Consider the following 14,995-nt stretch of genomic DNA (forward strand, 5'->3'; position numbering starts at 1 on the left):
AGGAAGGCAATCGCGCCCGGTGGCGCGGCCGGGCTTCAAACCCGGTTGGGGACGGCAGCCGTTCCCGGGCAGGTTCGACTCCCGCTGCCTTCCGCCATTTTCCTTTGCCTGTCAGGGCCCTATCGCCGGCAAGCCAGCTCCCACAGGTACTCCACAGGCCTCAGGCCTTGTGTTATCCCTGTGGGAGCTGGCTTGCCGGCGATAGGGCCAGACCAGGCAACACTCAGGCCCGTTCCCCACACAGATCCAGGGCAAACCACCGCTCCGCCGTGTCGACATCCAGCCCTGCCCCCAGCAACGCAACCATCTTGGCCAGCGCCGCCTCCCGGGTCATGCCACCGCCACTGACCAGCCCGGCCCCGCGCAAGCGGTTACCCGCCGCATAGGTGTCGAACACCACCGACCCCTCAGGGCACTGGCTGATAGCCGCCAGCATCACGCCCCGCTGGCGTGCCGCGCTCAGCACATCCAGCAACGCCTGGTCATCCGACGGCCCGGTACCGCTGCCGTAGCACTCCAGCAGCAACCCCTGCACGCCGCTGCCCAGCAGTGCCTGCAAGTGCCCGGCCTGCAGGCCCGGGAACACCGGCACTACCGCCAGGTTGACCGGCTGGCGCGGGTGCTTGTAGCCAAGTTCGGCTGGGATCGCCGTGGCGCGTTCACCGTCACGATGACGCGGCAGCGCGACGAAGGCATCGAACGCCTCGCTGCGCAGCTTCGACGCCCGGCAGCCATGCAGCAGCTGCCCATGGAAGTACAGCTGCACGCCATCTTCCAGCCCCTGTTCGAACTGGCGCAGTGCGCCGCACAGGTTGTCCCAGGCGTCGCTGTCCGCGCTACCCGCCGGCAGCATCGAGCCGGTCAGCAGCACTGGCACCGGCAGGCCCAGCAGCAGGAACGACAACGCCGCGGCGCTGTAGGCCAGGCTGTCGGTACCATGCAGTACGAGCACGCCATCATGGCCAGCCACCTCTACCGCTGCGACGATTGCATCGCGCATCGCCAGCCAGTTGTGCTGTTGCATGTTGGCGCTGTCGAGCAGCGGGTTCAGTTCCTGCAAGGTCCATTGCACCTGGGGTGCATCGGCCAACTGGGCAAAGTGTTCGCGCATGCGTGCTTCGAAGCCACCGGCCGGCGCCAGGCCTTCGGGGGTTTCGAGCATGCCGATGGTGCCCCCGGTATAGAGCACGAGGAGATTCTTTACTGCTCGCATGGGAAGTATCCGTAGCGGTGAGCGGAAGAAGGTAAGCCGCCCACGGACGGGGCGGCTGGCAGGGGAGAATATCAGCGCTGCGTCTGGACTTCGCCGACTGCTTTGTCAGTGGCTGTTTCCGCCTGCGGATTGGCAGGCCAGGCATTGCGATCCAGGTCCAGGTCGGCAAACTTGGCCGAGTCGAACACCGGTTGGTCGACGCCCGCCTTGCGCTGGTCGTCGTAGTCGCGCATCACCCGCAGGCCGACCTTGAACAGCAGGGCCAGGGCCACCAGGTTGACGAAGGCCAGGCAGGTCATGGTGATATCGGCAAAGGCGAACACAGTCGACAGGTCCTGCAACGAGCCCCATACAACCAGCGCCAGTACCAGGCCACGGAATACCATCAGTACCACACGATTGCGGCTGAGGAATTGCAGGCTGTTCTCGCCCAGGTAGTAGTTGTAGAGGATGCAGGTGAACACGAACAGCGACAGTGCCACGCTGACGAACACGCGGCCCCAGTCACCAACCACGGCGGCCAGCGAGTTCTGGGTCAGGACGATGCCGTCACCTTCGAAGCCCGGGGTGTAGAAGCCCGACAACAGGATCAGCAGCGCGGTGCAGGTGCAGATCACGAAGGTGTCGAGGAACACGCTGAATGCCTGGACAACGCCCTGCGCACCCGGGTGTTTCACGGCGGCCACGGCTGCGACGTTTGGCGCACTGCCCAGGCCCGCTTCGTTGGCGAACACACCACGCTTCACGCCCATGACGATGGCGCTGCCGAGCAGGCCGCCGAACGCCGGGTCGAGGCCGAAGGCACTCTTGAAGATGGTTTCCAGCATGGCTGGCACGTGCTCGATCTGGGTGCCGATCACGTACAGGGTCACGCCGATGTACGCCAGGGTCTTGACCGGTACCAGCAGGTCCGACACCGCGGCGATGCGCTTGATACCGCCGATGAAGGTGATGGCCAGCAGCACGGCGAGGACGATGCCGGTGTGCTTGGGGTCGAAGGCGAAGGCGTTCTGCAGCGAGTGAGTCACGGTGTACGACTGCAGGCCGATGAAGGCGAAGCCGTAGGTGACCAGCAGCAGGACCGAGAACACGATAGCCATGCTTTTCAGCTTCAGGCCGTGCTGGATGTAGTACGCCGGGCCACCACGGTACAGGCCGTCGCCATCGGCGCGCTTGTAGACCTGGGCCAGGGTGCATTCGAAGAAGCTGCTGGACATACCCACCAGTGCGGTGACCCACATCCAGAACACGGCGCCCGGGCCACCCAGGGTCACGGCAATGCCGACACCGGCGATGTTACCGGCACCAACGCGGCCAGCCAGGCTCAGCATCAGGGCCTGGAAGGAGCTCAGCTGGCCTGCCTGGCCACGCAGCGATTCCTTGAACACACCGAACATGTGGCCGAAGTGGCGGAACTGGACGAACCGGGAGCGGATAGTGAAGTAGCTACCCAGCCCTACGATCAGCACAATGAGAAGTTTCCCCGAGAGGAAATCGTTGAGTACTTCGAGCATTGGAAAATGACCTCGATTCTTATTGTTCGTGTGGAAAGATCAGCGGACGGCAGGCGCACCGCTATTCGTGGGGCGCATGGTTGGCTATGACAAGAGCGGTTACAATTTCGCGGGTTGCTCTGATTTGGTGCAACTTGATGCTACAATTGCGCCATTCGCGTCACCTGAGTCCCGAGTCATGAGCGATCATTTCGCTACCAACCTCAAACTGGCCTGCAGCCACTACCGCTCTATCTCCGAAGTTTGCCGCCAGCTGTCGATCAACCGCGCGCAGTTCAACAAGTACCTGAGTGGGCAAAGCCGCCCGACGGCCTACAACCTCAAGCGCATCGGCGATTTCTTCGGGGTCGAAGATTACGAATTGAATTTGCCACCCGAGCAGTTCAGCCGCCTGATCGGTGCTCGCGTGTCGACCCCGGCCGAGCAGCCTGGCGACCCGATCAGTGATCTGTTCCGTCCGTTGCACGCCCATGCGGGGAACCTGTCGCGCTATTGCGGTTACTACCTGGAATATTCCAACTGCATGTCGGTTCCGGGCACGGTCCTGGTGTCATTGGTGCACCTGTGGGAGGAGCGCGGGCAGTTCCTTTTCGAACGCCAGGAACGCCAGGAGCGTTCCAGCGCCACCAACCCCCATGCCGAGGTGCGTTGCCGCTATCTGGGAGCGGCGTTCCAACTGCAAGACCGGATGTTCCTGGTCGATTACGAGTCGCTGACGTTCAACGAGATGAGCCAGACTATCCTCATCCCCAGTTTCAAGAGCCGCATTACCCGCCTCAACGGCCTGAAGGCCGGCGTATCCAGCGGAGACCGGCGCAACCCGGCCTGCACTCGGGTTGTGTGGGACTACCTGGGAGAGGAGATCAATCGCATCAATGTCTACCGGCAGGTAAAACTGTACCAGCCGGATGACCCACGCATAGATGACGATGTGCGTGAGCGCCTTAGCGTGGGGCCGTTGCGTAACAGTCTGTTCGAAATCGAGTGATGCTTTTTTCAGAGAACAAGTTGATGTAACCACTCGCCAACAGGGTTGCCTGGGTCGAGCAGCAACTTGATTGCCATGATGCAGCAAACACAGACCAGCAATGGCTTGATCAGACGGGGGCCAAAGTGTACTGCGCAGCGTGCGCCCAGTTGAGCCCCCACAAAAGCAGCGAATGCCATTGCCAGTGCCAGCGGCCAGATGATCGCCCCGCTCAGTGAAAAGACTGACAACGCGCCCAGATTACAGGCTGCGTTCAATAGCTTGCTGGTGCACACGGCTTGTATCAAGTGCTGGCCCAAGAGGATCACGCAGGCCAGCATGAAGAACGAGCCGACGCCAGGGCCGAAGATCCCGTCATAAAAGCCAATGATTGGTGCAACCGTAATGCAGAACAGGCTGGTCGATATCTTTGCCTTGCGCGCTTGTTCATTCGGCTTTGGACTGAAGGCAAAGTAGGCGGCAATCAGGATCAGCAGAGGTGGAACGCACGCCTGCAGAACGCTTTTGGGCACGTAAGTTATCGACAAGGCACCCAACGCCCCTCCGATAAACGACATGACAGCCATTGGACTGCCTTGTCTCCAGTCGATCATGCCTTTGCGGGCGAAGGCGCACGTAGCCGAAACCGTAGCCGAAGCCGCCTGGAACTTGTTGGTGGCAATTGCCGCCAAGGGTTCGATACCGGCAATGAACAACACCGGGAGCGTGATCAGGCCCCCGCCACCGGCGATAGCATCGAAAAAGCCGGCCATCAGTGCCACCAGTGCGAGGGTCAGAACAAGCGTTAAATCTAATTCGATCATTGAGTGTTTTCCTATGATCAGCCACGCACCAGCAGCGGGTCTTCAGCGAGCACCAGCGGTTCGGCAAAGGGGGAATATCCGAATTGACGGATAAGCAGGCGCCGGTTGTCCTGAACCATGTCGCGGCCGTGCAAGGCTCGGCTGTTGTTGATCAGCAGTGCGGTGTCAGGCTGCAGGACAAACGCCAACGGTTGTGTGGTATCCAGTATTTTTTGAAAGGAGTCGAAAGCGCGCGCAGCAGCGCTGCAGGCGCGGTCATTCAGACTGAAGCGATAGCTATTGTAACGAACAGAGAAACCACCATTTGGCTCGAATTGCAGTATTGAAACTGCTTTGCCTGCATTGCCTTGCCCGTGACCGAAGCAGTCACTGCGGGTGAAGTCGAAAGACGCTGAAGTCAGTGCAAGTGTGCCCATGCTACCCAAGCGTTCAATGATTCCCTGGAGCGGGAAGACATGCGTAGGTTCATTGGCGGGGTTCCAGCGCGCAGTCAGAATCAGTGCAGAGGGAGCAGGGGAGTGAGCGTTGCTGGAAATTGTCGAGCAGTTGTAAGGCGCTTCAGTGTGTGGCCCCAAGCGCAAGCCCGCATGCGAGCTGGTTTCAACTTTCAGGCAGGGATCTTCGTCGAGTCGCGGAATGCGGCCACCGCCCTTGAAGTTGCCCACCAGGCGAACCTGCTTACCCTCGTTATCTATATCGAAGGCGAAACTGCGGTGGCGCACGAGCTCCAGCAGCAGTTGATTGCGTGAGGCAAGGTATTGGCAGCGTGGGTTTTGCGCCAGGGTGGAAATGTGGGGCAGATATTCTGGTATTGGCTCGTCGGCACAAGGCATATGCCTGTACATCAAGGCAGATAGATGGCCTTCACTGAAGCGTTGTAGCAGCCCACGCTGTTCCACACTCAAGGCTTGCTCGAGTTGATCGGCGAATATACGAGCCTGAAGTGCTACTCCTTTGGCCTCTGGGCCACCCAGGTCAGCAATGGTCTGGCTTGCAAAGGCTATGGTTTTGCTTTGCTCCGGGCTGAAATCCAGGTATGCAGCTTCTGAATGAGGCATTGAACGTTCCCTGTACTTGTTTTTGTGAAGCTCCCCGGCTGGCAAGTGGGGGAGTCAACTATTCAATGCGGTTGTGCTGTTGCGCGGAAGTCAGCTCGTTCCTGGTATGTCGTAGGAGATTTCTGCGTGTTGCGGTATTGAACGGTGAAACTTTGAAATCACTACCGCCTGTGGCATCGAACGGGTCCGGTGTTGGACTTCCCCGCCCGGAAACCGCAAAATGACCCCTTTCCTTCAATCAACCTCTCCGGATCTGCTGACTCTATGCGTATGCGCCTAATGCTGTTGGGTGGTGGCAATGCCCTCGGGCAAGCGCTGATTCGTCTTGGGGCCGAGGAGGACATCGCATTCCTGGCTCCGCGTCCACCCGAGAACGGCTGGACGCCGGCCAGCCTCACCCAGCTGCTCGACGATCATCGTCCCGATGCACTGGTCAACCTGGCCTATTACTTCGACTGGTTCCAGGCCGAGTCGGTCAGTGAGCAGCGCCTGGCCCAGCAGGAGCGGGCTGTGGAGCGGTTGGCAGAGCTGTGCCAGCACCACCAGATCACCCTGGTTCAGCCATCCAGCTACCGGGTGTTCGATGGTTCTCGGGCCACGGCCTACAGCGAAAAGGACGAGCCGGTACCGCTGGGCCTGCGTGGCCAGGCCCTGTGGCGTATCGAGCAGAGCGTTCGCGCGGCTTGCCCGCAACACGTGCTGTTGCGCTTTGGTTGGCTGCTCGACGAAAGCATCGACGGGGCGTTGGGCCGCTTCCTGACCCGCGCCGAGCAACCCCAGGAGCTGCTGCTGGCCGATGACCGGCGTGGCAACCCTACGCCGGTCGACGACGCCGCCCGGGTGATCCTGTCGGTGCTCAAACAACTCGATTGCAGTGCGCCGCTGTGGGGCACCTACCATTACGCCGGCAACGAGGCGACCACGCCGCTGGCGCTGGGCCAGGCGATCCTCGCCGAGGCAGGCCAGTACCGGCAGCTGGCCGTGCAGGCGCCGACGCCGCAGGCACATGCCGCACGGCCGGATGCCAGCGAAGAGCCGCAGCACGCGGTACTGGCCTGCAAGAAAATCCTTCATACCTTCGGCATCAAGCCGCGCGCCTGGCGCGCCGGCTTGCCGCCTCTACTGGACCGGTTCTACCGCCATGGCTGACGCCCCCATCCTGATCACCGGCGGTGCCGGCTTTATTGGCTCCCACCTGTGCGATGCGTTGTTGGAGAAAGGCTACGCCGTACGCATTCTCGACGATTTCTCCACTGGCCAGCGGGGCAACCTGCAGGTTGGCCACCCTCGGCTGGAACTGGTTGAAGGCGATGTCGCCGATGCCGAGCTGGTTACGCAGGTTACGGCTGGCTGCAGTGCCGTGGTGCACCTGGCTGCGGTGGCCTCGGTGCAGGCCTCGGTCGAGGACCCGGTGCGGACCCACCAGAGCAATTTCATCGGTACCCTCAACGTGTGCGAAGCCATGCGCGTGCATGGGCTGCGCCGGGTGCTGTTCGCCTCCAGTGCGGCGGTGTATGGCAACAATGGTGAAGGCGAGTCGATTGCCGAAGACACTCCCAAGGCGCCGCTGACCCCCTATGCCGTGGACAAGCTGGCCAGTGAGCAGTACCTGGACTTCTACCGTCGTCAGCATGGCCTGGAGCCGGTGGTGTTCCGCTTCTTCAATATCTTCGGGCCGCGCCAGGACCCGTCCTCGCCGTATTCCGGGGTGATCAGCATCTTCTCCCAACGTGCTGTGCAGGGTTTGCCGATTACCGTGTTCGGTGATGGTGAGCAGACCCGGGACTTCCTTTACGTGGGCGACCTGGTGCAGGTGATGGTGCAGGCGCTGGAGCAGCCGCAGGTCGAGGAGGGCGCGGTGAATATCGGCCTCAACCAGGCCACATCGCTTAACCAGCTGCTGGCAGCGCTTGAGAAGGTGGTGGGTAGCTTGCCGGCGGTCAGCTATGTGGCGGCACGTTCGGGTGACATTCGCCATTCGCGGGCGGATAACCAGCGCTTGTTGGCGCGGTTCGAGTTTCCGCAGGCGACGCCGATGGTCGAGGGCTTGTCGCGGCTTCTGGGTAAGGGCTGAAATTCTTGGGGGCGCTTTGCGCCCCTATCGCGACACAAGGCCGCTCCTACAGCGATCGCGCCAGGCCGAGGTTGCGCGGTAGCTGTAGGAGCGGCCTTGTGTCGCGATGGGCTGCGCAGCAGCCCCAGAATCACTCATGCCGCACCACTTTTCGCAGGCAATCCCCTGCCGCCAGCACCCGCCCATCCCGGGCCCGCACCTGCAGTGTTTCCAGCGCCTGCCCCGTATCACTATCCACCAACTCCGAACGCACCTCGCCCGCCTCGAACAGAAACCGCTCCCCCCACTGCCTCAAGCCAACCACCACCGGGAACACCGATCGCCCTTTCTCGGTCAGCACATACTCCTTGTAGGCACTGCCATCCGACGCCGGTTGCAGCGTCAGCAGCCCACTCTCCACCAGCCACTTCAGCCGTGAGGCGAGGATGTTCTTCGCCAGCCCCAGGTTCTTCTGGAATTCACTGAAGCGCCGCAGCCCATCGAATGCGTCGCGCAGGATCATCAGCGCCCAGCGGTCTCCCAGTACCTCCAGCGCCCGGGCTACGGGGCATTGCGCATTGTTTTCATCGAGCATGGACGGGGCCTTTCGTGATCATCTGGTTGCAGATTAAAACCACATTTGCTAAATAGCCAGTATGTGGTTTCAATTCGAAACCAGATTGACGAGACCAGCCCGATGAACCCTGCACTGACACGCTGGATAACCCTGCTGCTGGCCATTACCAGCGCCATGGCTGTGGCGACAGTGTATTTCGCCCAGCCTCTGCTCGAGTCGATGGCCGCTGACCTTGGCGTGGCGCAGCAGCAGATCGGTTGGGTAGTTGGCGCGACCCAGGCGGGCTACGCCCTGGGGTTGTTGTTGATCGTGCCGCTGGGTGACCTGATCGACCGCAAGCGCCTGCTGCTCGGGCAGTTGCTGTTCTCGGCCCTGGCGCTGGTTGGGGTAGGCATGGCGCCCAACTGGGCGCTATTGCTGCTGGCCCTGGCTATCACCGGGCTGATGGCGGTCATGGTGCAGGTGATGGTGGCGCATGCAGCGAGCCTTGCCGACCCCGGCCAGCAGGGGCAGGCCGTGGGCACCGTCACCAGCGGCATAGTGCTGGGCATTTTGCTGGCGCGGCTGGTCTCGGGCGGGCTTGCCGACCTGGCTGGCTGGCGCAGCGTGTACCTGATTACCGCAGGGTTGTTGATACTGCTGGCCCTGGTGCTGTGGCGCAGCCTGCCCGTGGGGCAACCGGTGTCGCTGCGGTCTGGCTACCGGGCGCTGATCGTTGCCCAGTTCAGGCTGTACCGGCACGACCGGCTGCTACGTCAGCGCGGGTTGTTCGGTGTGTTGATCTTCGCTGCGTTCAGCGTGCTCTGGAGTGCCATGGTCATGCCCCTGAGTGCCGAGCCACTGGAGCTGAGCCATACCGCGATCGGTCTATTCGGCCTGGCGGGTGTTGCCGGCACATTGGCGGCAGCGCGCGCCGGTCGCCTGGCCGACCAGGGGCTGGGGGAGCGCACCACCGGGGTAGCGCTGATTCTGCTTGTGCTGTCATGGCTGCCCACGGCCTTCGTCGGGCATTCACTGATGGCCTTCGGGTTGGGTGTGCTGATGCTGGACTTTGCCGTGCAGGCGGTGCATGTCACCAACCAGAGCCTGCTGCTGGCCGGGCGTGGCGCAATGGCCAGCCGTTTGATCGGCGCCTCCATGTGCTGCTATTCACTTGGCAGTGGAGTGGGGGCAGTGCTGGCGAGCTGGGTGTATGCCCATTGGGGTTGGGCAGCGGTGTGTGGGCTCGGGATGGGCATCAGCGCGGTCGCGCTGGGGTACTGGTTATGGCTGCAACGCGCGAGGGCGGCCGAAGCCGCCCTGCAGTGTTCAGGTCAGAACTTGTAGCCAAGGCCGACCATGTACACCCATGGGTCGACATCGACGTCGACTTTGGTCTTGCTGTAGCCCAGTGCGGACGGGCCGTCGACGCTGGCCTTGGTGTCGATGTCGATGTACCAGACCGAAGCGTTGACCAGCAGGTTGTCGGTGATCATGTAGTCCATGCCCAGCTGACCGGCGAAGCCGACCGAGTCCTGCAGCTCCAGGTTGCTGAAGCCCTGCTGCTTGCGGGTGCTGCTGAGGTCTTCATCAAAGAACAGCGTGTAGTTGATGCCGACGCCGGCATACGGCTGGAACTTGGAAGTTGGCTCCATCGGGTAGTACTGCAACGACAGGGTCGGTGGCAGTTGCTTGATATCGGCCAGCTTGCCGTCCAGGCCGCCGCCCAGACCTTTGACGCCGACGGTGTGCTTGAACGGGGTGGCCGCCAGCAGCTCGAGGCCGACATGGTCGGTGAGCATGTAGGCGAAGGTCAGGCCCAGTTGGGTGTCGCTGTCCAAGGTCGCCTTGGTGCCCGATACCTTGCTGCCGTCGAATTTCAGGTCGCCGCTGCTTTCGTTGGGGGCAACGGTGATGGCACCGGCACGGACGATGACATCACCCGCCTGGTGGGCGTGGGCGACAGGGGCAGCGAGCGCCAGGGCCGCGAGGGCGGCGCTGAGCAAGGACTTGTTCATGGAAGCTCCCAGAGGACGTGAGTAATCGAGTAGTCCAATGGTACGGATGCCGTTAAACAGAAAGTTTGACCCAGCTCAAAGAAGCGTCGTCACGAATTCGAAACAGCTCTCATCTCAGCTCATAAGCGTATATTTTCTCGGCTTCCATCTGGTAGCCGGCATCGGCCAGTTCGCTGCTGGAGGCTCTAACCTGCAGCTTTCCCTCGATCCAGTAGGGCTGGTAGAGGTCTTCTACACGAACGCCCATTTCACTGAAGATGTGCACGATCTGGTTCGACGGTGGCGGTGGTACGTGGATGCACGCGCCGTAGTAGGGGACCAGCAGGAATTCGGTGGTGCGGCCTTCTTCGCTCACCTCCAGCGGCACGATGTAGCCGGGCAGTTTGATCTGCTGGCCGTCGAGGCTTTTTACCACTGGAGCATCGGGGGCCTGCTGGCGCGCCGGTGGGGCGGACTCGGCGGACAGGGCGTTGCTGAGCTGCGACATGTCGTGCAACGGCGCGAGTTGGGGCGGGATGACCGGGGCGCCTTCGGGGATGAGGGCGGGCCAGTCAAGTTCGCGGGGTTCCGAGGCCCACAGAGGCATCGCTACTGTCAGCAGCAGGATCAGCAGTGTATGCAGTGCTGGCCTCTTCGCGGGCATGCCCGCTCCCACAGGGTTCACCACAGCCTTCGAACCTTGTGAAAGGCTTGTGGGAGCGGGCGTGCCCGCGAAGAAGGCAGTGAGGTATTGGATCATTGCACGCCCTCAGAGGTGAATGGACAAGCCGTCGGCCAGCGACTGCCGATAGGCCCGCCACGCCGGTACGCTGCCCATCAACAGCGCAGCTCCCAGGATGATAGCCAGCAACGTCCATTCATGAGCACTCGGCATGGCCAGCGGCAAGTACAAACCATAGTTGGCCTGCACATACCCTTGTGCCAGGGCGATTCCCGCATACAGCAAGCCAAGCCCTGCAGCGATCCCGACCGCCGCCAGCGACAGTGCCTCCAGCACCAGCAGCCCTGCGATATGCCACGGCCTGGCACCAACCGAGCGCAATATCGCCATCTCCCTGCGGCGTTCATTGAGGCTGGTGAGAATCGCCGTAAGCATGCCGATCAGGCCGGTCAGCACCACGAACAGCGACACCACGAACAACGCCTGCTCCGCGGTGCCCATCAGGCTCCACAGCTCCTGCAGGGCTACCCCGGGCAGGATCGCCAGCAACGGCTCGCTGCGGTATTCATTGATCTCCCGCTGCAGGCTGAATGTCGCGATCTTGCTGTTCAGGCCGAGCATGAACGCAGTGATGGCGGCAGGCTGCAGGTCCATGGTCCGTGCCTGCTCGGCGCTGATACGCCCGGCGCCACGGGCCGGCACCCCGTTGTGCCAGTCGATGTGGATGGCTTCCATGCCGCCCAGGCTGATATGCAGCGTGCGGTCGACCGGTGTGCCGGTGCGCTTGAGCACTCCGACTACGGTGAACGGCTTGTCGTCGTGCTTGACCAGGCTGATCGCGGCCACGCCGTGGGCAAGCACCAGCTTGTCGCCCAGCTTGTAGTGCAATGCCTCGGCCACTTCGGCACCCAGCACCACCTCGAACGGATCATCGGCAAACGCGCGGCCATGGCTCAATTCCAGGTGCTGGCGGCGGCCGTACTGGTAATGGCTGAAGTAGTCGCCGGTAGTGCCCATCACTCGATAACCACGGTGCGAGTCGCCCAGCGAGATGGGGATGGCCCATTTCACCCGCGGGTCCTTGGCGTAGTGCTCATAGCTGTCCCAACGGATATTGTTGGTGGCGTTGCCGATGCGGAACACCGAGTACAACAGCAGGTTCACCGAGCCGGAGCGGGCGCCGACAATCAGGTCGGTACCGCTTATGGTGCTGGCGAAGCTGGCCCGGACCTCGGTACGGACCCGCTCCACGGCCAGCAGCAGGCACACCGACAGGGCGATGGCGAAGGCGGTGAGGAATGCGGTGAAGCGGCGGTTGGCCAGGCTGGCCAAGGCAAGGCGGAGCAGGTACATCAGGCCTCCCGGGGCTTGGCGGCGCGGTTGAGTTCGGCCAGCGACAGGTGGCGGTCGAACAGCGGCGCCAGGCTCTGGTCGTGGCTGACGAACAGCAGGCTGGCACCGGCGGCGCGGCATTCATCGAACAGCAGGCGGATGAACGCTTCGCGGGTGTCGGCATCCAGCGCCGAGGTCGGTTCGTCGGCGATCACCAGTTCGGGTTGGCCGATCAGTGCGCGGGCGGCAGCAACCCGTTGCTGCTGGCCGATCGACAGGCTGTCGGCGCGGCGGGCGAGCAGGGCGGGGTCGTCCAGGCCCAGGTGGGCCAGCAAGGTGCTGGCTGCCTGGTCGACACTGCCATGGCGCTGCTCGGCGCGGGCCTTGCGGCTGCGCGAGAAGCGGCAGGGCAGCTCGACGTTTTCGCGCACCGAGAAGAACGGCAGCAGGTTGAACTGCTGGAAGATATAACCGGTGTGGTCGACCCGGAAGCGGTCACGGGCGCCCTGGCCCAGACGGCAGAGGTCTTGGCCGAGCAACTGGATGCGGCCCTGGCCCGGTACGTTCACCCCGCCCAGCAGGCCCAGCAATGTGGTCTTGCCACTGCCGCTGGGGCCCTTGAGAAACAGGGCTTCGCCAGCTTCCAGGCGGAATGCCGGAATATCCAGCAGCGCCGGCTGTCCGGGCCAGGCGAAGACCAGGTCATGCAGTTCGATCAACGGCTGGCGCATTCAGAACACGACCGCAGCCTTGGCTGGCGTGGCTTCCGCGCCTTTCTGGCCATTGGGGCCGATCAGTTGAACGGTGATTTTCTGGGTAGCCGGGAACGCCTTGAACAGCGGAGCGAGGTCCACCTGCGCCAGTTTGTCGGGGTTGGCGCAGGTCAGCTGGTAATGGGCGCCGATGTCGCTGTGCTGGTGGCTGTGCTCGTGGTCGTCACCATCGTCGTCGGCTTTCGGGGCATCACCGAACAGCGGGCTTTCCAGTTCCTGCTGGTCTTCCTTGCAACCGGCAGCGGCGGGCAGGCCGAACAGCTTCAGTGGCTGCTCCAGCTGCTGGCGCACCGCCGCGACCTTGGCCTTGTCGGCGTCGCTGTTGGCAGCGTGTTCGAAGCCGACCAGATTCATTGCCGGGCTGTCCAACTCCAGCTCCAGAGTGTTGCCATCGAGCACGGCATTGAGCTTGGCCACGCCATGCTCGTGGGCGCCGAGGGTGCCGTGGGCGTGGTCGTGATTGTGGTCATCATCGTGGGCATGGGCCACGGCCAGTGGCAGCAAGGCGAAGGGCAGGGCAAGCAACAGGCGACGCATGGATGACTCCGGAGCGGGCAAGAAGATTGGGTTATGTTATAACAGCTTTTCCCCGTGCTGCCAGCCTGCGTGGCGCAGGTTTCATGTTGGGGTAGGATGGCGGCATTAGACTTGGGTTCAGGGAATGCAGCATGAGAATTCGTGGACAGATTGGTGATTGGCCTGTGGACCTGACCATCGAGCTGGCGCCTGAAGAGTGGGCACAACTGGGGCGGCAGATCGAATTGCCCGCAGTGGCGCAGACCGCAGCAACCGAAACCGTGGCGACAACGCGTCAGGATGACGGGCAATGGACTGCGGCGCGTGAGGTGTTGCGCCTGGCGGGGCAGATGAGCGGGCCGGAATTGCTGGATCGGCTCGAAGGGCTGGCGGGAAGTACGGCGGCGGGTAAGCGGCTGCTGGTGCGCTTGCGGCATAGCAGTGAAGTCAAGGTGGAAAGTGGCGTGGACGCGCCGGTGTATCACTGGGTTGGGTGAAGGCTTTCAGGATTTTGGGGGCTGCTTTGCAGCCCATTCGCAGCACAAGGCTGCTCCTACAGGGACTGCGCAACACGTGGTGTAGGAGCAGCCTTGTGCTGCGAATGGGCCGCAAAGCGGCCCCGGCATTGTCAGAACATCGCCGCCGACAACTTGCGACGATACACGCCGACCAGCGGGTGATCACCGCCCAGCAGCTCGAACACCTGCAGCAACGCCTTCTGCGGCAGCCCGTTCTCATAACCACGGTTACGCTGGAACAGCTTCAACAACCCTTCCAGCGCCGCTTCATACTGCTGGCGCGCCAACTGCTGCACGCTCAGCTGATAAGCCGCTTCATCATCCTGCGGGTTCTGCGCCAAGCGGCTTTTCAGGTCAGCCACTTCCGGCAGACTGGCGGCCTGGCGCAGGAAGGTCAGTTGTGCCTTGGCACCGGCCAGTGCAGCTTTGTGCTCGTCAGTCTTGACCGCATCCAGCACCACCTGGGCCTCACCCAGCTCCCCGCGCTCGGCCAGGCAACGGGCATACAGGATCAGTGCCTCGGCATTGCTGTTGTCCTCACCCAGCAGCGCCTGCAACAGCGCTTCGGCCTCGGCAAAACGGCTTTCGGCAAACAGTCCCTTGGCCTGCTCCAGCGGCGAGGCGGTGGGCGCGGCAGGCAGTTGCACGTGCGGCTCGAGCATGGCGCGGATCGCCGATTCCGGCTGCGCACCGGCAAAACCGTCCACCGGCTGGCCGTCCTTGAACAGCACCACGGTCGGCAGGCTGCGGATGCCGAACTGGGCAACTACCTGTTGCTCCACGTCACAGTTGATCTTGGCCAGCAGCAACTCGCCCTGGTAACCCTCGGTGATCTTCGCCAGCAGCGGCATCAGTGCCTTGCACGGCGCACACCACTCGGCCCAGAAATCCACCAGCACCGGTTTGTGGAAGGAGTTCTCGATAACCAGTTGCTGGAAGGTGGCATCGGTAGCGTCGAAAATGTAAGGCGTGTCTTGGGTCATCGCGACTCT

Annotated in this window: 16 protein-coding genes and 1 tRNA gene; 6 read left to right on the top strand and 11 right to left on the bottom strand. The window is 62.6% G+C overall.

The features are described from left to right. Position 1: 1 nt before the first annotated feature. Positions 2–97 (top strand) — tRNA-Sec (locus tag ACK56M_RS02865). Positions 98–223: 126 nt separating this feature from the next. On the opposite strand, the gene ACK56M_RS02870 is transcribed toward ACK56M_RS02865, so the two are convergent. Next, positions 224–1,213: an asparaginase gene (locus tag ACK56M_RS02870; protein ID WP_100413297.1), complete on the bottom strand. Its 990-nt coding sequence runs from the start codon at positions 1,211–1,213 to the stop codon at positions 224–226. A 71-nt stretch (positions 1,214–1,284) separates the two neighbouring features. Continuing rightward, positions 1,285–2,727: an alanine/glycine:cation symporter family protein gene (locus tag ACK56M_RS02875; protein WP_013970656.1), complete on the bottom strand. Its 1,443-nt coding sequence runs from the start codon at positions 2,725–2,727 to the stop codon at positions 1,285–1,287. Positions 2,728–2,905: 178 nt separating this feature from the next. Between ACK56M_RS02875 and ACK56M_RS02880 the strand changes: the two genes are divergently transcribed. After that, positions 2,906–3,715 carry a helix-turn-helix domain-containing protein gene (locus ACK56M_RS02880; protein ID WP_015268762.1) on the top strand — a complete coding sequence of 270 codons (810 nt, stop codon included), beginning with the start codon at positions 2,906–2,908 and terminating at the stop codon, positions 3,713–3,715. An 8-nt stretch (positions 3,716–3,723) separates the two neighbouring features. Here ACK56M_RS02880 and ACK56M_RS02885 read toward each other — a convergent pair whose 3' ends face one another. Then, positions 3,724–4,518 carry a TSUP family transporter gene (locus ACK56M_RS02885; protein WP_013970658.1) on the bottom strand — a complete coding sequence of 265 codons (795 nt, stop codon included), beginning with the start codon at positions 4,516–4,518 and terminating at the stop codon, positions 3,724–3,726. A gap of 17 nt (positions 4,519–4,535) precedes the next feature. After that, entirely contained in the window at positions 4,536–5,576 is a 1,041-nt protein-coding gene (locus ACK56M_RS02890) for a hypothetical protein (protein WP_191472001.1), read from the bottom strand. A gap of 264 nt (positions 5,577–5,840) precedes the next feature. On the opposite strand from ACK56M_RS02890, the gene ACK56M_RS02895 reads away from it, so the two are divergent. Both ACK56M_RS02895 and ACK56M_RS02900 read left to right on the top strand, forming a co-directional pair. Continuing rightward, positions 5,841–6,725 (top strand): sugar nucleotide-binding protein, encoded by an 885-nt coding sequence (locus ACK56M_RS02895; RefSeq protein ID WP_024086179.1) that lies wholly within the window; start codon positions 5,841–5,843, stop codon positions 6,723–6,725. Beyond that, positions 6,718–7,650, top strand: a complete 933-nt coding sequence (locus tag ACK56M_RS02900; protein ID WP_015268765.1) for an NAD-dependent epimerase/dehydratase family protein — start codon at positions 6,718–6,720, stop codon at positions 7,648–7,650. Before ACK56M_RS02895 ends, ACK56M_RS02900 begins: the two co-directional genes overlap by 8 nt. A gap of 130 nt (positions 7,651–7,780) precedes the next feature. On the opposite strand, the gene ACK56M_RS02905 is transcribed toward ACK56M_RS02900, so the two are convergent. After that, the gene (locus tag ACK56M_RS02905; RefSeq protein WP_013970662.1) at positions 7,781–8,224 is read right to left on the bottom strand and encodes a winged helix-turn-helix transcriptional regulator; all 444 of its coding nucleotides are present in this window, start codon (positions 8,222–8,224) and stop codon (positions 7,781–7,783) included. Positions 8,225–8,326: 102 nt separating this feature from the next. On the opposite strand from ACK56M_RS02905, the gene ACK56M_RS02910 reads away from it, so the two are divergent. Continuing rightward, positions 8,327–9,532 carry an MFS transporter gene (locus ACK56M_RS02910; RefSeq protein WP_411959246.1) on the top strand — a complete coding sequence of 402 codons (1,206 nt, stop codon included), beginning with the start codon at positions 8,327–8,329 and terminating at the stop codon, positions 9,530–9,532. Here ACK56M_RS02910 and ACK56M_RS02915 read toward each other — a convergent pair. The 5 genes from ACK56M_RS02915 to ACK56M_RS02935 all read right to left on the bottom strand — a co-directional run bounded on the left by ACK56M_RS02915 (position 9,520) and on the right by ACK56M_RS02935 (position 13,506). After that, positions 9,520–10,203, bottom strand: coding sequence for an OmpW/AlkL family protein (locus tag ACK56M_RS02915; protein WP_054572942.1), 684 nt, complete (start codon positions 10,201–10,203; stop codon positions 9,520–9,522). The genes ACK56M_RS02910 and ACK56M_RS02915 overlap by 13 nt on opposite strands. Positions 10,204–10,312: 109 nt before the next feature. Continuing rightward, a complete protein-coding gene (locus ACK56M_RS02920) occupies positions 10,313–10,825 on the bottom strand; it encodes a DUF3299 domain-containing protein (protein WP_025337514.1) in 513 nt (170 codons plus the stop codon). Positions 10,826–10,951: 126 nt separating this feature from the next. Continuing rightward, complete coding sequence (locus ACK56M_RS02925; RefSeq protein WP_137188456.1) at positions 10,952–12,217, bottom strand: ABC transporter permease; 1,266 nt, start codon at positions 12,215–12,217, stop codon at positions 10,952–10,954. After that, entirely contained in the window at positions 12,217–12,927 is a 711-nt protein-coding gene (locus ACK56M_RS02930) for an ABC transporter ATP-binding protein (protein WP_015268771.1), read from the bottom strand. The genes ACK56M_RS02925 and ACK56M_RS02930 overlap by 1 nt, the downstream gene beginning before the upstream one ends. Then, positions 12,928–13,506 carry a DUF2796 domain-containing protein gene (locus ACK56M_RS02935; RefSeq protein WP_015268772.1) on the bottom strand — a complete coding sequence of 193 codons (579 nt, stop codon included), beginning with the start codon at positions 13,504–13,506 and terminating at the stop codon, positions 12,928–12,930. Positions 13,507–13,637: 131 nt separating this feature from the next. On the opposite strand from ACK56M_RS02935, the gene ACK56M_RS02940 reads away from it, so the two are divergent. Further along, the gene (locus ACK56M_RS02940; protein ID WP_043935270.1) at positions 13,638–13,982 is read left to right on the top strand and encodes a hypothetical protein; all 345 of its coding nucleotides are present in this window, start codon (positions 13,638–13,640) and stop codon (positions 13,980–13,982) included. Positions 13,983–14,113: 131 nt separating this feature from the next. On the opposite strand, the gene trxA is transcribed toward ACK56M_RS02940, so the two are convergent. Then, positions 14,114–14,986: a thioredoxin gene (gene trxA / locus ACK56M_RS02945; RefSeq protein ID WP_013970670.1), complete on the bottom strand. Its 873-nt coding sequence runs from the start codon at positions 14,984–14,986 to the stop codon at positions 14,114–14,116. Positions 14,987–14,995: the final 9 nt, after the last annotated feature.

The organism is Pseudomonas sp. s4 (genome assembly GCF_046764235.1).
GTDB classification, from domain to species: Bacteria; Pseudomonadota; Gammaproteobacteria; order Pseudomonadales; family Pseudomonadaceae; genus Aquipseudomonas; species Aquipseudomonas asiatica.